The organism is Ensifer sp. EB106-03-01-XG145 (assembly GCF_058792075.1).
The window spans coordinates 768,562-787,398 of record NZ_JBYTEC010000001.1; the positions used below are offsets into that span (position 1 = coordinate 768,562).

Sequence of the window (18,837 nt, forward strand, 5' to 3'; positions counted from 1 at the left end):
GATAGGGAAAGCAGCCAACACGCTGACAGTCCGGAATGCTCCCATGACCGAGAAACAGAAGAAACCGCAGAAGCTCAAGGCGCGCCTGCCGCGCGGCTTTGTCGATCGCTCCGCCGCCGATATCCGTGCGACCGACGAAATGATCGGCAAGATCCGGGCGGTCTACGAGCATTATGGTTTCGATCCGGTCGAAACGCCGCTGTTCGAATATACCGACGCGCTCGGCAAGTTCCTGCCGGATAGCGACCGGCCCAACGAAGGCGTCTTCTCGCTGACGGACGATGACGACCAGTGGATGTCGCTGCGCTACGACCTGACGGCGCCGCTCGCCCGCCACGTTGCCGAGAATTTCAACGAGATCCAGCTGCCGTTCCGCACCTACCGTGCCGGTTACGTCTTCCGCAACGAAAAGCCGGGTCCGGGCCGCTTCCGCCAGTTCATGCAGTTCGACGCCGATACGGTCGGTGCCGCCGGCGTCCAGGCGGATGCCGAAATGTGCATGATGATGGCCGACACCATGGAAGCCCTCGGCATCGCGCGCGGCGACTACGTGATCCGCGTCAATAACCGCAAGGTGCTCGACGGCGTCATGGAGGCGATCGGTCTCGGCGGTGACGACAAGGCGAACGCGCGCCTGACGGTGCTGCGCGCCATCGACAAGCTTGACAAGTTCGGCACCGAAGGCGTGCGGCTCCTGCTCGGCGAAGGCCGCAAGGATGAGAGCGGCGACTTCACCAAGGGCGCCGGCCTGAGTGCCGAGCAGATCGACAAGGTGCTCTTCTTCGTCGGCATCAAGGACTATGCCGAAAGCGCCGCCGATCTCGCTGCCCTGGTTGCCGGTACGGCCAAGGGTGGGGAAGGCGTCGAGGAACTGAACACGATCCGCAGTCTGGTTCTGAGCGTCGGCTACGAGGCCGATCGTATCAAGATCGACCCCTCGGTCGTGCGCGGTCTTGAATACTACACCGGCCCAGTCTTCGAGGCCGAGCTGCAGTTTGCCGTCACCAACGAGAAGGGCGAGAAGGTCGTCTTCGGTTCGGTTGGCGGCGGCGGCCGCTATGATGGCCTCGTGTCGCGCTTCATGGGCCAGCCGGTGCCGGCCACCGGTTTCTCGATCGGCGTTTCCCGTCTGATGACGGCGCTGAAGAACCTCGGCAAGCTCGGCGCGTCGGAAGTGCTCGCCCCGGTCGTCGTCTGTGTCATGGACCGCGACATCGAAAGCATGGGACACTACCAGCGTTTCGTGCAGCAGCTGCGCCACGCCGGCATCCGCGCTGAGATGTACCAGGGCAACAAGAAGAATTTTGGCGATCAGCTGAAATATGCCGACCGCCGCGGCTCGCCGCTGGCGATCATCCAGGGTGGCGACGAACGCGCCGCCGGTCTCGTGCAGATCAAGGATCTGATCGAGGGCAAGCGCCTGTCGGGCGAGATCGAGGACAATGCGGCCTGGCGCGAGGCGCGCGTGGCCCAGGTTTCCGTGCCTGTGGCCGAGCTGGTGGAAAAGGTACGCGAGATGCTGGCGGCGCAGGCCGAGGATCGGGCAAGGGGCTGACGGTCATGGCCCTCATCAATCTGCCTGCCTTCGCCGACGATCTGCTTGCCGACTTTGAAAGCCTTGGCACGCAGCGTGTCGACACACCGGTGATCCAGCCGGCCGAACCCTTCCTCGCCATGGCTGGCGAGGATCTGCGCCGCCGTATCTTCATGACCGAGAGCGAGACCGGCGAGAGCCTCTGCCTGCGCCCGGAATTCACCATTCCGGTCTGCCTCCGCCACATCGAGACGGTGACCGGCACGCCGAAGCGCTACGCCTATCTCGGCGAGGTCTTCCGCCAGCGCCGCGAGGGCGGCAACGAATTTTACCAGGCCGGCATCGAGGATCTCGGCGATACGGATATCGCCACAGCCGATGCACGCATTGTCGGTAACGCGATGCGTGTCGTTGCCAACCGCTTGCCGGGCCGGGGTCTCAACGTGACGCTCGGTGACCAGGCGGTGTTCGAAGCCGTCGTCGGCGCCTGCGGCCTGCCGGCCGGCTGGCAGAAGCGGCTGATCCATGCCTTTGGCGACCAGAAGCACCTGCAGAAGCTGCTCACCGAACTCGCTCATCCGCGGACGGTCGGTGTCTTCGGTCCCGAGGTCGTGCGCCTGTCGATGGACGGATTGCTTGAGGATGAAGCCCGCCTCATCGCCTATATCGCCGAAACGATGGAATCGACCGGCTACTCCACCAATGCCAGCCGCTCGCCGCAGGACATCGCCCGGCGGCTGAAGGAAAAGATGGAGCTGGCGAACACGCAGCTCGATCGCAAGACGCTGGACCAGGTTGGCGCGTTCCTGGCGCTCGACGTTCCGCTCGCCGATGCTCCGGCCGCACTCTTCGCCTTCGCGCAGAAGTCCGGCCTCAAGCTCGATGAGGCGCTCGCCCGCTTCGATGCCCGTGTCGCAGCACTTTCCGCGGCCGGTGCCGACATCGGCGCGATCCGCTACCGCGCGGCCTTCGGTCGTCCGCTCGACTATTACACAGGCCTCGTCTTCGAGGTCGAAGTCGCCGGCATTCAGGCAGTTCTGGCCGGCGGAGGTCGCTTTGACCGGCTGCTGACGCTGCTCGGCGCCCGCGAACACATTCCCGCTGTCGGTTTCTCGCTCTGGCTCGACCGCATCGAAAAGGCGATTACCTCCCAGGGAGGCGTTCAATGACCATCACCATCGCGCTGCCGTCCAAGGGGCGGATGAAGGATGACGCCTCGGCGATCTTTGAGCGGGCCGGAATGAAGATCGTCGCCGTCGGCAACGATCGCTCCTATCGCGGCCGGGTCGAAGGTTCTGATGATGTGGAGATCGCGTTCCTGTCGGCCTCCGAGATTTCCCGCGAACTTGGCAATGGCTCGATCGATTTCGGCGTCACCGGCGAAGACCTGGTGCGCGAGGGGCTCGCCAATGCCGATGCCCGCGTCGAGTTCTGCGCCCGTCTCGGCTTCGGTCATGCCGATGTCGTCGTCGCAGTGCCGGAGATTTGGTACGACGTCGACACCATGGCCGATCTCGGCGACGTTGCCGCCGACTTCCGTGCCCGCCATGGCCGCCGCCTGGCGATCGCGACCAAGTACTGGCGACTGACGCAGAACCATTTCTCGGGAAGCCACGGCATCCAGCTCTATCGCATCGTCGAAAGCCTCGGTGCGACCGAAGGCGCGCCGGCGTCCGGCTCGGCCGACATCATCGTCGATATCACCTCGACCGGCTCGACGCTGAAGGCGAACCATCTGAAGATCCTGACGGACGGCGTGATCCTGCGTTCCGAGGCCTGCCTGGTGCGGGCGCGTAAATCGGCGCATGCCGGCGATCCGGTCGTGGCACGGGTTATTGCGGCGGTTCGCGGCGTGCTTTGACGCTGCGAACGGGGCAGGGCGGAGCCTACGGCTATCTCGCTGGCCCCGTGGACTGCAAAAATTAAAGTAGGGCCCTCACAAAGCGCGCCCTCCGCTCCTATGTAAGGCGTGCAGACGGCGCCCTTGCCGCTTCGTTTCCAGGAGACCTTCATGGCCGATCTTTCCGCCTTTCCGATCACCAAGCGCTGGCCGGCGAAAAACCCCGATATTATCCAACTCTATTCGCTGCCGACGCCGAATGGCGTGAAGGTCTCGATCGCGCTCGAAGAGCTGGGTCTCGCCTACGAGCCTCACCGGGTTGCCTTCGATGCCAACGAGCAGAAATCGCCGGAGTTCGTCTCGCTCAATCCGAATGGCCGCATTCCGGCGATCATCGATCCCAATGGCCCGGACGGCAAGCCGATCGGCCTGTTCGAATCCGGCGCGATCCTGATCTATCTGGCGGAAAAGACCGGAAAACTGCTGCCGGCCGATGCGGCCGGTCGCTACGAGACCATCTGCTGGGTGATGTTCCAGATGGGTGGCATTGGCCCGATGCTCGGTCAGTTCGGTCATTTCTTCAAGTTCGCTGCCGATAAGGTCGCCAACAATTCCTATCCCGTCGAGCGTTACCGTGACGAAGCGAAGCGCCTTCTCGGTGTGCTGGAAGCGCGCCTTGAGGGGCGGCAATGGCTGATGGGTGACGATTACACGATCGCCGACATCGCCACTTACCCCTGGGTCGAAGGCGCTCGCAGGTTCTATGGCGGCGCCGAAGTCCTGGATTACAAGAGCTTCCCGAACGTGATGGCCTGGGTCGAGCGCGGTCTGTCGCGCCCGGCGGCTCTAAAGGGCATGGAAGTGCCGCGCAAGGAATAGCAATCACGACGGCTCTGTGCCTGAGTTGACGAAGCTCGGGCGCAAGGCTAGGCCTTGCTGTACAGACGAATAAGAAGCAGGTGAGAAGCGTGTCGGGAAGGCTTGTAGTTGTCGGTGGCGGTCAGGCCGCCTTTGCCCTGGTTGCCAAGCTGCGTGCCCTCAAGGACGAGCGGCCGATCGCCATCGTCGCCTCCGAAGCGAGCCTGCCCTATCAACGCCCACCGCTTTCCAAGAAATACCTGCTGCGCGAGATGAGCCTCGATCGACTGCTCTATCGGCCGGAGGCCTGGTACGGCGAGCACAATGTCGACATACGGCTCGAGACGACCGTGACCGGCCTTGATCGCACCGGCAAGCGCGTGACGCTCAGCGACGGGACCTCGCTCGAATACGAGGTGCTCGCCTTTGCGACCGGCGCCACGCCGCGCCGGTTGCCGGCTTCCGTCGGCGGTGATCTCGACGGCGTGTTCGTCGTGCGCGACTTCCAGGACGCGGATCGCCTTGCCGAGGAAATGAAGCCCGGCCGTCGCGCCCTGGTCGTCGGCGGCGGTTATATCGGCCTTGAAGCGGCGGCGGTCGCCCGGACCTGCGGGCTCGAGGTCACGGTCATCGAGATGGCCGATCGCATCCTGCAGCGCGTTGCCTCATCGGCGACATCCGGCCTGGTGCGCGATATTCACCACGCCCGCGGCGTCGATATCCGCGAGGGGACCGGCCTCAATCGTCTCGTCGGCGAAAACGGCCGCGTCACCGCCGCTGAACTCTCCGACGGTTCGGTCTTGCCGGTCGATGTCGTCATCGTCGGGATCGGTGTCACCGCCAATGACCGCCTGGCGCATGACGCCGGCCTCGAAACGGCAAACGGCATTGTCGTCGATGCCTTCGGGCGAACTGCCGACCCGGCGATTTTCGCTATGGGCGATTGTGCCGTGCTTCCCTGGGAGGACCTGCGCATCCGGCTGGAATCGGTGCAGAACGCCGTCGAGCAGGCCGAGGCCGTTGCGGCAATCCTCGCCGGTAGCGAACACCCCTACGAACCCAAGCCCTGGTTCTGGTCCGACCAGTACGACGTCAAGCTGCAGATCGCCGGCTTTGGACTCGGTCATGACGAAACCATCGTCAGGCCCGGTCAGCGCGAGGGCAGTGTGTCCGTCTGGTACTTTAAGCAGGGACGCTTCGTGGCGGTCGATGCGATCAATGACGCCAAGGCCTATGTGACGGGCAAGAAGCTCCTCGAGACCGGCATCAATCCCGACCGGGCCGTCATTGCCGATCCGCAATCGGACCTCAAGGCGCTGCTATCGCAGCCCTGAGCGGGACCACGCCTGGCCGCGCTTTCCACCTGCTGCAACTTGCAGGCGGTCCAATTTCAAATTTCGTTAACGACGAAACGACTGTTTGGCCACGCAATTGTGCGCTGGAGCGACGATTTATCATTTCCTTAAATCACCTGCCGTCAACACAGGCCGCTTAACTGGAGGCGAAAGGTCTCGTTTCCCGGCGGTTGTTGATTTAGGCGATTGCGATGTTCAAGGTTCTTACATGCCTGGTGGTGGAGCATAATCCGAAGCTGGTCGCGTTGGCGGCGCTCATATGCTTCCTGTCCAGCTACGGCGCGGTGGCGCTGTTGCAGCGCGCTCGTGGATCTTCCGGCAAGGCGCGGACGATCTGGGCGGTGGCTGCAGGCATTGCCAGCGGCTTCGGCATCTGGGCCACCCACTTCATCGCCATGCTTGCCTACGACCCCGGGGTCGTCCTTGGCTACCAGATGGATCTGACGGCCCTGTCGTTGGCCGTTGCGATCGTGCTGACCACGACAGCGCTGCTGATCGCGACCTGCGTGCAGGATCGGCTGGCCTGGATTGCCGGCGGCCTAGTGCTCGGCGCCGGTGTTGCCTGCATGCATTTCCTCGGCATGGCCGCCCTCGATGTTCCCGGCAACCTGCGCTGGGACGCCACGCTCGTTGTCGCGTCGATCGTGCTCGGCTCGCTGTTCGACATCGGCGCACTCGGCACGATTGCCCGTATGGGCAAGCCGCTGAAGGCGAAGATCATCGCGACGCTCCTGATGACGCTCGGCATCGTCGCACTGCATTTCACCGCCATGGGCGCCGTGACGATCGAAGTCGGTCTCATCACCCCGACCTATGAAGGCATGATCCAGCCGCATCTGCTTGCCTTCGTCATTGCCGGAACCGCCTTCTTCCTTCTGTCCTTGGTGCTGGTTGCCGCCGGCTTTGCCCATCATGCCGAGCTCTCCGCCGCCGCGACCGAACGGGAGTTCACGCGCTTCGTCCGCAGCGTGAAGGACTACGCGATCTACATGCTCGACGTCGATGGCCGCGTGGCGAGCTGGAATGCCGGCGCCGAGGCCAACAAGGGTTATGCCGCCGAGGAAATCATCGGCAAGAATTTCGCCTGCTTCTATTCGGACGACGATCAGCGCGATGGCCTGCCGCGCCGCGCGCTTGAGGTTGCCGTGGCCCAGGGCAAGTTTGAGAACGAGGGTTGGCGCTATCGCAAGGACGGCTCTCGCTTCTGGGCGCATGTGGTGATCGATCCGTTCTTGGACGAGGAGGGCAAGCACGCCGGCTTCATCAAGATCGTCAAGGACACCACCAAGGCGAAGGCCGATGCCGATCGCATCGCCGAGGTCAGCAACAACCTCGATGTCGCGCTCGAGAACATGTCGCAGGGTATCTGCCTGTTCGATAGCGATGACCGGCTGCTCCTGTCGAACCGGCGCTGCCGCGAGATCTTCGGCTTCTCCGAGACACTTGCCGGCAAAGGCCTGACCTTCCGCGAGATCGTCGATATCGTCTTCGCCCGCATTTACGCCGAGCCCGAAATTGCGCGAGCCAAGGCCGAGGAACTCTATCAGAAACACCGGATCGAAATGGTCGGCAAGGGCGGTGGCGATATCGTCGAGAAGCTCGCCAACGGCCGCTCGATCCTGACCAAGCACCGCACGCTGCCCGATGGTGGCTGGGTCAGCACCTATGAAGACATTACCGAGCGCCTGGATACCGAGGAACAGATCACCTTCCTTGCGCGTCACGACAGCCTGACGGGCCTGCCGAACCGGTTGCAGTTCAGCAGCTACCTCGAAGAGGAACTGGATGCGGCCGCCTGGTTCAACCGCAAGGTTGCCGTCATCGGCATCGACCTCAACAAATTCAAGGAAGTCAACGACCTGCACGGTCATGCCGCCGGCGATTTCGTGCTGGTGACGATTGCCCAGCGCGTGAAGGGCCTGTTGCAGGAAGGCGAGTTCGTGGCGCGCCTCGGCGGCGACGAGTTCGCCGCGGTCAAACGCTTCGAGGAACTGGCCGAACTCAACGACTTCCTGCGGCGGATCGAGAAGAGCTTGCACGAGGAAATGCGCTTCGGCGATTTCGAGCTGAAGTCCGGCGGCAGCATGGGCGTCGCCATCTACCCGCAGGATGCGGAAACGGCCGATACGCTGATCAACAATGCCGACCTTGCGATGTACCGGGCGAAGGCCGCGCTCAACCAGACCGTCTGCTTCTACGAGGTTTCGATGGACGAGGCTGCCCGCCAGCGGCGCGCACTTGCCAACGATCTCTGGGATTCCGTCGACAAGAAGCAGCTTGCTCTGCACTACCAGGTGCAGAAGTCGGTGATGACCGGCGTCGTCATCGGCTACGAGGTGCTCCTGCGCTGGCATCATCCCGAACGCGGCATGGTGCCGCCCAGCGAATTCATTCCACTCGCCGAAGAGTGCGGTGCAATCCTGCCGATCGGCGAGTGGGTGCTGCGCGAAGCCTGCCGCGAGGCGGCTGGCTGGGAGAGCAACCACAAGATCGCCGTCAACCTGTCGCCGGTCCAACTCGCCAATGGCGATATCGTCAGCCTGGTGCAGGACGTGCTTGCCGAGACCGGGCTCAATCCGAACCGGTTGGAGCTTGAGATCACGGAGTCGACGATCATCGACGACAAGGAGCGCGCGCTGCTGACCCTGCGTCAGATCAAGGAGCTCGGCGTGACGATCGCGATCGACGATTTCGGCACCGGGTACTCGTCGCTTGAAACGCTCCGCTCCTTCCCCTTCGACAAGATCAAGCTCGACAAGAGCTTCATGTGGGAAGTGGAGGGCAGCCCGCAGGCCAAGGCGATCGTCCGCGCCATCCTGGCGCTCGGACAGAGCCTGTCGGTGCCGGTCCTTGCCGAGGGCGTCGAGACGCAGACGCAGCTCGATATCCTGCAGGCGGAAGGCTGCGACGAGGCACAGGGCTATCTGCTCGGCCGGCCGGCCCCGATAACGCTCCTGTTCAGCGGCGACGAAGAGGCGGCCGCCGCCTGATCGGCGGACGTCATCATCGCGAGGGTCGCGTCCATGGCGAGCGCCTTGTCTGCGCGAACTGTCGGCCGGGTCAGGCTTGCGCTATTGCCGCAGCAACGTCCGGCCGGCGCCTTCCACCAGGAAGCGCGGGAAGAAGAAGACACCCGTTATCGTGCCGGAATAGCGCTGTTCGAGGCCTGAGGATTCGCCGATGCAGAACAGCGGCTGTTTCTGGCCGTGCTCTTCGAGTGCGATCGTCGTCGAAAAGCAGAAGGATGAGCAGCTTGTCGCCGCCTGCTCGAAAAGCTCGAGCACGTGGTTGCGGTCGGCTGGGTCGTAGCAGCGCACGAAGTTGAGCAGGCCGCATTCGCCGTCGCGCAGGCCATGGATGGCGGCAGCTTTCTCGCCAAGCCGGAACAGCCCCGTGGACAAGTCGCCCGACCAGCCTTCCGCCGCACAGAACTGTTGCAGGAACTCATGATGTGGCAGGTCAAGGTGCGGCTGTCCCGGAGAGCCGAGGGGAACGGAATTTGCTCTCGTGATCTTGAACACGGTCTACCCCAGCAGCATTCCTGGACATCGTCTTCGACGCCCCAGGAAACACGTCCTATTGTGCAAATTCCGCCCAACCATCAACCAATGCAAGAGTACACGCCACCTATTGCGGGCGTTTGTTCAACTCGAAAGGTCGCGAGATAGTAATGAAGCTCGCCTACGAAGTAATTTCGTCGGGGAGGTCGGCTCAATTTGCGATTAAATACTTATATGCTTTTCGTGATATTCTCGAAGAGGTCTCGGATGTTCGGTTGGTGCGAAAAAGCTTCGGCGATTGTTCGCCCGCTTGAGTTCGCTACCCGATCTCCCATGAATCTCCGCCCACTTGGGGCGCTGTTATAGTTCGTTTTTTTTCGACTTCAACGGTTTTTTGAAACCGGACTACAACCGGCGGCTTTTTTCTGCGGAGAGATTGGCGGGGGCTCGCCCAGCCGCGAACGGCATTGATAAAAAACGAGAAAGGGCGACCCGAGGGCCGCCCTTCCGATCCGGATGGATCGCTAATGCGAAAAGGCTATCGCCTTATCACATCATGTCCATTCCACCCATGCCGCCCATGCCGCCCGGCATGCCAGCAGGTGCATCCTTCTTCGGCAGTTCGGCGATCATGGCTTCCGTCGTGACGAGGAGGCCGGCAACCGAAGCTGCGTCCTGAAGGGCGGTGCGAACGACCTTGACCGGGTCGATGATGCCCATGGCGATCATGTCGCCATATTCGCCGGTCTGGGCGTTGTAGCCGAAGTTGTCCTGGTCCTTGTCGAGGATCTTGCCGACAACGATCGAAGCTTCGTCACCAGCGTTCTCTGCGATCTGGCGGGCCGGAGCCTGCAGAGCGCGACGAACGATGTTGATGCCGGCTTCCTGGTCGTCGTTGGCACCCTTGACGGTGATCTTGACGGAAGAACGCAGCAGGGCAACGCCGCCGCCCGGTACGATGCCTTCCTGAACAGCAGCGCGCGTCGCGTTGAGAGCGTCGTCGATGCGGTCCTTCTTTTCCTTCACTTCGACTTCCGTCGAGCCGCCAACGCGGATCACGGCAACGCCGCCAGCGAGCTTGGCAAGACGTTCCTGCAGCTTTTCGCGGTCGTAGTCGGAGGTGGTTTCTTCGATCTGGGCCTTGATCTGGGCAACGCGGCCTTCGATGTCGGCCTTCTGGCCGGCGCCGTCGACGATCGTCGTGTTTTCCTTGGAGATCGAAACCTTCTTCGCACGGCCGAGCATGTCGAGCGTGACGTTTTCGAGCTTGATGCCGAGGTCTTCGGAGATCACGGTACCGCCGGTCAGGATGGCGATGTCTTCGAGCATGGCCTTGCGGCGATCGCCGAAGCCCGGAGCCTTGACGGCAGCGATCTTCAGGCCGCCACGCAGCTTGTTGACGACGAGCGTTGCAAGAGCTTCGCCTTCGACGTCTTCAGCGATGATGAGGAGCGGCTTGCCGGTCTGAACGACAGCTTCGAGAACCGGGAGCATGGCCTGGAGGTTCGAGAGCTTCTTCTCGTGGAGGAGAACGAAGACGTCGTCGAGGTCAGCGACCATCTTTTCCGGGTTGGTGACGAAGTAGGGGCTGAGGTAGCCGCGGTCGAACTGCATGCCTTCGACGACTTCGAGTTCGGTTTCGGCGGTCTTGGCTTCTTCAACCGTGATGACGCCTTCGTTGCCGACCTTCTGCATCGCTTCAGCAATGTCGAGGCCGATCTGACGCTCGCCGTTTGCCGAGATCGTGCCGACCTGTGCGACTTCTTCCGAAGTGTTGATCTTCTTGGCCTTGGCCTGGAGATCCTTGACGACTTCGGTGACGGCGAGGTCGATACCGCGCTTCAGGTCCATCGGGTTCATGCCGGCAGCAACGGCCTTGGCGCCTTCGCGAACGATCGCCTGGGCAAGAACGGTTGCAGTCGTGGTGCCGTCGCCGGCGATGTCGTTGGTCTTCGAAGCAACTTCGCGGACCATCTGGGCGCCCATGTTTTCGAACTTGTCTTCGAGTTCGATTTCCTTGGCGACCGATACGCCGTCCTTGGTGATGCGCGGAGCGCCGAAGGACTTGTCGATGATGACGTTACGACCCTTCGGGCCGAGCGTGACCTTTACCGCGTCAGCGAGGATGTCGACGCCACGCAGCATCTTTTCGCGCGCGGTGCGGCCGAACTTGATTTCTTTTGCAGCCATTAGAGAAAACTCCCGGGCTCATTGCCCATTGGTTGTCATAAAAAGGGGTGGACGACGGCTGATCAGCCGATGATGCCCATGATGTCGGCTTCCTTCATGATCAGAAGGTCTTCGCCGTTGATCTTGACTTCGGTGCCCGACCACTTGCCGAACAGAACGCGGTCGCCAGCCTTGACGTCGAGAGCAACAACCTTGCCGCTTTCGTCACGGGCGCCCGAACCGACGGCGACGATTTCGCCTTCCTGCGGCTTTTCCTTGGCGGTGTCCGGAATGATGATACCGCCCTTGGTCTTCTCTTCAGACTCGACGCGGCGAACGACGACGCGGTCGTGCAGCGGGCGGAAGTTGGTGCTTGCCATTAGTCTAATCCCTCGATCAAATGACATTACGGATCGCTGATCGACCCGATGGATGGGTGTTAGCACTCTCATTTATCGAGTGCTAGCGATGCCGAGATAAGCCTGGGTATGGGGTGAGTCAAGGATCGGCGCCTAGATTTTTTGCCGGCGGCAGTAGCCTTGGGCGAGCGCAGCAGGCGAGGGCGTAGGCAGCCTAGCCCCATTCTTGGCGAAATGTAGGCGATCGCGTCGACGAATGGCATTGGCGGGATTTTGACGGTTGATAACCGCTACAAAGTGCTTTGGCGAAGCGGGCGGCATCGGCAATGCACTTTTCTTTGACGCCCGACACCGCCGGAATCCTTGGGAGGGGGCGCCTTTTTCGGGCGCCGAGACTTGTAATCTCCTGCCTTCCTTGCCATGCAAGCCGGAAACCGTGTTTGCAGGAAGCCAGAATGGCCGCAAGGATCAACAGTTTTCGGGAAATCGCTGCGCGCTACGACGTGGTGCTGTGCGATGTCTGGGGCGTTCTTCATAACGGCGTGCAGGCCTTTGCCTCCGCTTGCGAGGCGTTGGCCGAGGCGCGTGCCGCCGGCCTGACTGTGGTGCTGATCACCAACTCGCCGCGTCCGCATCCGGGTGTGAAGATCCAGATCCGCGGTCTCGGCGTGCCGGACGAAGCCTACGACCGGATCGTGACCTCGGGCGATGTGACCCGCGCGCTGATCGCCGCCGCCGCCAAAAAGATCTTCTTCATCGGTGCCGAGCGCGACCTGCCGCTGCTCGAAGGCCTGGGAACGCAGATCGTTTCGTCGGAAGATGCTGAGACGGTCGTTTGTGCCGGCTTCTATGACGACGAAACCGAAACGCCGGAGCATTACCGCGCGACACTGACGGGGCTTGCCAAGCGCAAGATCCCGTTCATCTGTGCCAATCCGGATCTGGTGGTCGAGCGCGGCCACAGGCTGATCCCCTGTGCCGGCGCAATCGCCAAGCTCTATGAAGAGCTCGGTGGCGAGGCGCGCATTGCCGGCAAGCCCTATATCGCCATCTACCGTGCGGCGCTGACCGAGGCGAAGGCCGTTCGCGGCGCGCTTGACCTGTCGCGTGTCATCGCCGTTGGCGACGGCATGCCGACGGACGTCAAGGGTGCCCAGGATGCCGGCTTCGATCTGCTCTATATCAGTGCCGGTATCCACGCCCAGGAATACATGAACGAAAGCCGCACCGACGAGGCGAAGCTCGCCGCCTTCCTGAAGAAGGAAGGCGCGTCGCCGAAATATTGGATGCCGCGGCTCGCCTGACGGGAAGACGGAGATGACGGTTTTTCATCGCAACGAGACCCGTGATCCGCTTCCGCAGCATCTGCGCGGCGGCGTCGTCGCGATCGGTAACTTCGACGGCGTGCACCGTGGTCACCAGTCGGTGCTCAATCGGGCGCTGGAGGAGGCCAATGCGCGCGGTGTGCCGGCGCTCGTGCTGACCTTCGAGCCGCATCCGAGAACCGTGTTCCGTCCGGAAACCCCGGTCTTCCGACTGACGCCGGCACCGCTGAAGGCGCGCATTCTCGAAGGCATGGGTTTCGGCGCCGTCATCGAGTATCCGTTCGACCGCACCTTCTCGCAGCTTTCCGCATCGGATTTTATCCACCGTATCCTGCTCGAATGGCTGCACGCCTCGCATGTCGTCACCGGTTTCGATTTTCACTTCGGCAAGGGGCGCGAGGGCGGCCCCGCCTTCCTGATGGCGGCCGGCGGCGATAACGGATTTGGCGTGACGCTCGTCGATGCCTTCCGCGACGAAAACGCATCGGTCATCTCGTCCAGTTACGTGCGCTCGCTGCTTGGCGAAGGTGATGTCTCGCAAGCTGCCGGCATGCTCGGCTATCGCTATCTGGTCGAGGCGGAAGTGATCGGCGGCAAGAAGCTCGGCCGCGAACTCGGCTTTCCCACCGCCAATATGCGGCTTGCGCCCGAGGTGGAACTGAGGCCTGGCATATACGCCGTGCGTTTCCGTCGGGCCGACGGCTCGCTCTACGACGGCGTCGCGAGCTTCGGGCGCCGCCCGACAGTCGATAGCGACGGTGAGCCCTTGCTCGAAACCTTCGTCTTCGACTTTTCGGGCAATCTCTACGGCGAGATCTGTGCGGTCACCTTCTTCGGCCACCTGCGCGACGAGCTGAAATTCGACGGGCTCGATCCGCTGGTGGCGCAGATCCGCCAGGACGAGGCAGAGGCGCGGGCGTTGCTCTCCGGTGTGCAGCCGCTCGGCGACATCGACCGCAAGCTCAACTTCGCCCGATAAAAGATTTCGGCGTTGCTGTGGCGGCGGACCTTTTCAAAAGCCCGAAAACGCCTTAAACAACCGGCCACCATGACCCGGCACCGTCGATTGATCATCGATCAGCGAATTATTGGCCCGGCCTTCCGCGCGCTTTAGTCAGCCGGAAGGTCCGGGATTTCGGCGTTTCCGACGCCCCAGTCATCTCTCGATACCGAGCCCATTTCGTATGCGCGGCCCCTCGCGCGAAGAAGCGATTGCAAAGACCATGACCGACACCGCTGAAAAGATCGACTACTCCTCGACCCTCTATCTGCCGCAGACGGAATTCCCGATGCGCGCCGGCCTGCCGCAGAAGGAGCCGGAAACGGTGGCCCGCTGGCAGCAGATGGGCCTCTACAAGAAGCTGCGCGCATCGGCCGCCGGCCGCGACAAGTTCGTGCTGCATGACGGCCCGCCCTATGCCAACGGCAACATCCACATCGGCCACGCGCTGAACAAGATCCTCAAGGACGTCATCAACCGCTCGTTCCAGATGCGCGGCTTTGACGCCAACTATGTGCCCGGCTGGGACTGCCACGGTCTGCCGATCGAGTGGAAGATCGAGGAGAAGTACCGCGAGAAGGGCCAGAACAAGGACGAGGTCCCTGTCAACGAATTCCGCAAGGAATGCCGTGATTTCGCCTCCGGCTGGATCCAGGTCCAGGCCGAGGAGTTCAAGCGCCTCGGCATCGAGGGCGACTTCGACAATCCCTACACGACGATGAACTTCCATGCGGAAGCCCGCATCGCCGGCGAATTGATGAAGATCGCCAAGCTCGGCCAGCTCTACCGCGGCTCCAAGCCGGTCATGTGGTCGGTCGTCGAGCGCACCGCGCTTGCCGAAGCCGAAGTCGAATATGCCGATGTCGAGAGCGACATGATCTGGGTGAAGTTCCCGGTCACCGAAGGTCCGGACGCGCTTTCCGGCGCCTTCGTCGTGATCTGGACGACAACGCCCTGGACCATCCCGGGCAACCGCGCCATCGCCTTCTCGTCGCGTTATGCCTATGGCCTCTATGAAGTGGCGACCGCCGAGAACGACTTCGGCCCGCAGCCGGGCGAGAAGTTGATCTTCGCCAAGCGCCTGGCCGACGAATCCGCAGCCAAGGCCAAGCTCACCTTCAATTTCGTTCGCGACCTTGAGGCCAACGAGCTTTCTGCCGTCACCTGCGCCCATCCGCTGCATGGTCTCGGTGGCGGTTACGCTTTCAAGGTGCCGCTGCTCGATGGCGATCATGTCACCGACGATGCCGGCACCGGCTTCGTGCACACCGCCCCCGGTCACGGCCGCGAGGACTTTGATGCCTGGATGGACAGTGCCCGCGCGCTCGAAGCCCGCGGTATCTCCTCGGCGATCCCGTTCACGGTCGACGATGCCGGCTACTTCACTGCCGACGCCCATGGCTTCGGTCCCGATGCCGAAGGTGGCGCCGGCCGCGTCATCGACGACAAGGGCAAGAAGGGCGACGCCAACGATCGCGTCATCAAGGCGCTGATCGCCCGTCATGCGCTCTTTGCCCGCGGCCGCCTGAAACACTCCTATCCGCATTCCTGGCGTTCCAAGAAGCCGGTCATCTTCCGCAACACGCCGCAATGGTTCGTCTATATGGACAAGGCGTTCGGCGACGGCACAACGCTGCGTTCGCGTGCGCTTTCGGCCATCGACGACACCCGCTTCGTTCCCGGCGCCGGCCAGAACCGCCTGCGCGCGATGATCGAGGGACGCCCGGACTGGGTGCTCTCGCGTCAGCGCGCCTGGGGCGTGCCGATCGCGATCTTTGCCGACGACCAGGGCGAGATCCTGATCGACGAGGCCGTCAACGCCCGCATCCTCGACGCGTTCGAGCAGGAGGGCGCCGATGCCTGGTTTGCCGAAGGTGCCAAGGATCGCTTCCTCGGCAACGACCACGACCACGAAAAGTGGCACCAGGTGATGGACATCCTCGACGTGTGGTTCGATTCCGGTTCGACCCACACCTTCACGCTCGAAGACCGTCCGGACCTGAAGTGGCCGGCCGACGTCTATCTCGAAGGTTCGGACCAGCATCGCGGCTGGTTCCATTCCTCGCTGCTCGAGGCCTGCGCGACGCGCGGCCGCGCGCCCTACAACGCCGTTGTCACCCATGGCTTCACCATGGATGAGAAGGGCGAGAAGATGTCCAAGTCCAAGGGCAATACCGTCACGCCGCAGGAGGTGATGAAGGATGCCGGCGCCGACATCCTGCGCCTGTGGGTGATGACGACGGACTATTGGGAAGATCAGCGTCTCGGCAAGACGATCATCCAGACCAACATCGACGCCTATCGCAAGCTGCGCAACACGGTCCGCTGGATGCTCGGCACGCTCGCCCACGACAAGGGTGAAGAGATCGCCTATGCCGACATGCCGGAACTCGAAAAGCTGATGCTGCATCGGCTGGCGGAACTCGATCAGCTTGTGCGCGAAGGCTACGATGCCTTCGACTTCAAGAAGATCGCCCGTGCGCTGATCGATTTCTCGAACGTCGAGCTCTCGGCTTTCTATTTCGACGTGCGCAAGGACGCGCTCTACTGCGATGCGCCGTCGAGCCTGCGCCGCCGTTCGGCGCTCGCCGTCATCCGCAAGCTCTTCGATTGCCTCGTCCTGTGGCTGGCGCCGATGCTGCCGTTCACCACGGAAGAAGCCTGGCTGTCGAGGAAGCCCGATGCGGTTTCGGTGCATCTCGAACAGTTCCCGGCGATCCCGGCGGAGTGGAAGAACGATGCGCTCGAAGCCAAGTGGGACAAGATCCGTACGGTCCGCACCGTTGTCACCGGCGCGCTCGAGATCGAGCGCAAGGACAAGCGCATCGGCTCGTCGCTGGAAGCGGCTCCGGTCGTCTACGTCGCCGATCCGGAACTTTTGAAGGCGCTGGAAGGCCAGGACTTCGCGGAGATCTGCATCACTTCGGGCATCGTGATCGAAGCTGCGGAAGGCCCTGCGGAGGCGTTCCGCCTTGCCGACGTGGCCAAGGTGAGCGTGGAGCCGAAGCTTGCCGAGGGCCAGAAATGCGCCCGCTCCTGGCGGATCACGACCGATGTCGGTTCCGACCCGACCTACCCCGACGTGTCGGCCCGTGACGCCGCTGCCTTGCGCGAACTTGGTTTCAAGGCTTAACGCATTGTTACCGGATGAATTGCACTCGTTGCGTTCATCCGGTAAAACCTGCCCGAAATTTGGCGGATTTCTCCGCCATGGGCGCTTGAGTGGCCGCGCTGACCGGTGGCCGGCTGGAAGGAATCTCATGGAAATGACGCGAGAGTTGCGAGTGTTTGCCAGCGTGGCCGCCATTTTGACGAGCGGCCTGGTGCTTTCGGGCTGCATCGGCGGCCCGACCTATGGCACGGACAAGACCGCCGGCGAACAGCTCATGGACGACCTCGGCAGCGTCGCCAGCTTCGGTCCGCCGAAGCGTGATCCGGTCAAGTATCAGCCGCGCCCCGGCCTCGTTCTGCCGCCGTCGGCGCAGCAGACTGCTCTCGTCGAGCCGCAGAAGTCGCTTGCCAGCCGTGAGGCGAACCCGGAATGGGTCGAGTCTCCGGAAGAGGTTCGCAACCGTCTGCGCGAAGAGGCCGACGCCAACAAGAACAACCCGAACTACGTTTCCCCGCTCGCCAAGGCTAGCGCCAACGGCCGCCGGCTCTCGGCCAAGGAGCAGCAGGAAGCTTATCGCGCGGCCCGCAAGATCGAGATGGGTGCCTATTCCGACAAGCGCCGCTTCCTCAGCGATCCGCCGCTTGACTACCGCCGCCTGCCGGAGGGTACCGAGACCGAACTCGGCGAGCCGGAGAAGGACAAGGAGCGCCGCCGCAAGAAGGAGGCGCAGATCAAGAATTCCGGCTCCAAGTGGTATTGGCCCTTCTAAGCAGCGCATAAGCCATGACGATCAGCATTCGCGACGCTCGCCCGGAAGACGCGCAGACCATTCTGCGCTTCATCACCGAACTTGCCATCTACGAGAAGGAGCCCGACGCAGTCGAGGCGACGGTCGAGATGTTGCAGGCCTCGCTCTTTGGTCCGGGCGCCATTACCCGCGCCGTGATCTGCGAGAAGGACGGCAAGCCCGCAGGCTTCGCCATGTGGTTCTACAACTATTCGACCTGGCAGGCACGCAAGGGTCTCTACCTTGAGGACCTTTACGTCACGCCGGATTGCCGTGGCTCCGGCGCTGGCAAGATGCTGCTGAAGCATCTGGCGAAAATTGCCGTCGAGGAAGGCTGTGGCCGCTTCGAATGGAGCGTGCTCGACTGGAACGAGCCGGCCATCCGGGTCTACGAGGCGGTCGGTGCCGAGCCGATGTCCGAATGGACGCGCTACCGTCTCTCCGGCGAGGCCCTCGAAAGCTTCGCGGCCGACTGAGGCGATCTCAAGAAATCTGAAACGGGGTCGCGTCGAGAGTCGGACTGGTTTCACCGCTTGCCGGCGAAGAAATCCCTGAGAATGTCGGCAGCCTCGCGCTCGGCGAGACCTGAATAGACGTCCGGCACGTGGTGGCAGGTGGGCGAACCGAAGAAGCGCACGCCGCTGTCCACCGCGCCGCCCTTCGGATCGTCCGCGCCGTAGTAGAGGCGGCGGATGCGGGCGAACGAAATCGCCGCCGCGCACATGGTGCAGGGTTCGAGGGTGACGTAGAGATCGGCGCCCGTCAGCCTTTCGTCCTTGAGGACTGCAGCAGCCTCGCGGATGGCGACGATCTCCGCATGCGCAGTCACGTCGTTGAGTTCACGGGTGCGATTGCCGGCGCGGGAGACGATCTGGCCATCGAAAACGACGACGGCGCCGATCGGCACTTCGCCGCGTTCTGCCGCCTTCCTGGCCTCCTCAAGGGCCACATCCATGAAGTGTGTCGTCTCAGCCATCGCTCAAACAATAATTTCTCTT

At 62.7% G+C, this 18,837-nt stretch carries 15 protein-coding genes; 11 read left to right on the forward strand and 4 right to left on the reverse strand.

Annotation, left to right across the window (positions count from 1 at the left end; all coding sequences use genetic code 11):
- Nucleotides 1–43 precede the first annotated feature (43 nt).
- From hisS to AC3WWH_RS03785, 6 genes are all read left to right on the forward strand, one after another.
- Complete coding sequence (gene hisS / locus AC3WWH_RS03760) at nucleotides 44–1,555, forward strand: histidine--tRNA ligase (protein WP_058320446.1); 1,512 nt, start codon at nucleotides 44–46, stop codon at nucleotides 1,553–1,555.
- 5 nt (nucleotides 1,556–1,560) lie between these two features.
- Nucleotides 1,561–2,703: an ATP phosphoribosyltransferase regulatory subunit gene (locus AC3WWH_RS03765; protein WP_492376893.1), complete on the forward strand. Its 1,143-nt coding sequence runs from the start codon at nucleotides 1,561–1,563 to the stop codon at nucleotides 2,701–2,703.
- Nucleotides 2,700–3,395, forward strand: a complete 696-nt coding sequence (gene hisG, locus AC3WWH_RS03770) for an ATP phosphoribosyltransferase (protein ID WP_057250885.1) — start codon at nucleotides 2,700–2,702, stop codon at nucleotides 3,393–3,395. The genes AC3WWH_RS03765 and hisG overlap by 4 nt, the downstream gene beginning before the upstream one ends.
- Before the next feature lie 150 nt (nucleotides 3,396–3,545).
- Nucleotides 3,546–4,253, forward strand: a complete 708-nt coding sequence (locus AC3WWH_RS03775) for a glutathione binding-like protein (protein ID WP_057250883.1) — start codon at nucleotides 3,546–3,548, stop codon at nucleotides 4,251–4,253.
- Nucleotides 4,254–4,342: 89 nt separating this feature from the next.
- On the forward strand, nucleotides 4,343–5,566 hold the full coding sequence (locus tag AC3WWH_RS03780; protein ID WP_058320444.1) for an NAD(P)/FAD-dependent oxidoreductase: 1,224 nt from the start codon (nucleotides 4,343–4,345) through the stop codon (nucleotides 5,564–5,566).
- Between the two features lie 212 nt (nucleotides 5,567–5,778).
- Nucleotides 5,779–8,577, forward strand: coding sequence for a bifunctional diguanylate cyclase/phosphodiesterase (locus AC3WWH_RS03785; protein WP_058320443.1), 2,799 nt, complete (start codon nucleotides 5,779–5,781; stop codon nucleotides 8,575–8,577).
- A gap of 81 nt (nucleotides 8,578–8,658) precedes the next feature.
- Here the strand turns inward: AC3WWH_RS03785 and AC3WWH_RS03790 are convergent, their stop codons facing one another.
- The 3 genes from AC3WWH_RS03790 to groES form a co-directional block, all read right to left on the reverse strand.
- The gene (locus AC3WWH_RS03790) at nucleotides 8,659–9,108 is read right to left on the reverse strand and encodes a hypothetical protein (protein ID WP_057250878.1); all 450 of its coding nucleotides are present in this window, start codon (nucleotides 9,106–9,108) and stop codon (nucleotides 8,659–8,661) included.
- A 528-nt stretch (nucleotides 9,109–9,636) separates the two neighbouring features.
- Nucleotides 9,637–11,277, reverse strand: coding sequence for a chaperonin GroEL (groL, locus tag AC3WWH_RS03795; protein ID WP_057250876.1), 1,641 nt, complete (start codon nucleotides 11,275–11,277; stop codon nucleotides 9,637–9,639).
- Nucleotides 11,278–11,339: 62 nt separating this feature from the next.
- Nucleotides 11,340–11,636, reverse strand: coding sequence for a co-chaperone GroES (groES, locus tag AC3WWH_RS03800; protein ID WP_004675403.1), 297 nt, complete (start codon nucleotides 11,634–11,636; stop codon nucleotides 11,340–11,342).
- Nucleotides 11,637–12,070: 434 nt separating this feature from the next.
- Here groES and AC3WWH_RS03805 point away from each other — a divergent pair, with 434 nt between their 5' ends.
- The 5 genes from AC3WWH_RS03805 to AC3WWH_RS03825 all read left to right on the forward strand — a co-directional run bounded on the left by AC3WWH_RS03805 (nucleotide 12,071) and on the right by AC3WWH_RS03825 (nucleotide 18,315).
- Complete coding sequence (locus tag AC3WWH_RS03805; RefSeq protein ID WP_057250874.1) at nucleotides 12,071–12,919, forward strand: TIGR01459 family HAD-type hydrolase; 849 nt, start codon at nucleotides 12,071–12,073, stop codon at nucleotides 12,917–12,919.
- A 13-nt stretch (nucleotides 12,920–12,932) separates the two neighbouring features.
- Nucleotides 12,933–13,919 carry a bifunctional riboflavin kinase/FAD synthetase gene (locus tag AC3WWH_RS03810; RefSeq protein WP_058325440.1) on the forward strand — a complete coding sequence of 329 codons (987 nt, stop codon included), beginning with the start codon at nucleotides 12,933–12,935 and terminating at the stop codon, nucleotides 13,917–13,919.
- A 244-nt stretch (nucleotides 13,920–14,163) separates the two neighbouring features.
- Nucleotides 14,164–17,073 (forward strand): isoleucine--tRNA ligase, encoded by a 2,910-nt coding sequence (gene ileS, locus AC3WWH_RS03815; protein WP_058320537.1) that lies wholly within the window; start codon nucleotides 14,164–14,166, stop codon nucleotides 17,071–17,073.
- 127 nt (nucleotides 17,074–17,200) lie between these two features.
- Nucleotides 17,201–17,821 (forward strand): hypothetical protein, encoded by a 621-nt coding sequence (locus tag AC3WWH_RS03820; RefSeq protein ID WP_058320442.1) that lies wholly within the window; start codon nucleotides 17,201–17,203, stop codon nucleotides 17,819–17,821.
- Between the two features lie 14 nt (nucleotides 17,822–17,835).
- A complete protein-coding gene (locus AC3WWH_RS03825) occupies nucleotides 17,836–18,315 on the forward strand; it encodes a GNAT family N-acetyltransferase (protein ID WP_058320441.1) in 480 nt (159 codons plus the stop codon).
- Nucleotides 18,316–18,365: 50 nt separating this feature from the next.
- Here the strand turns inward: AC3WWH_RS03825 and AC3WWH_RS03830 are convergent, their stop codons facing one another.
- Nucleotides 18,366–18,815: a nucleoside deaminase gene (locus AC3WWH_RS03830; protein WP_058320440.1), complete on the reverse strand. Its 450-nt coding sequence runs from the start codon at nucleotides 18,813–18,815 to the stop codon at nucleotides 18,366–18,368.
- Nucleotides 18,816–18,837: the final 22 nt, after the last annotated feature.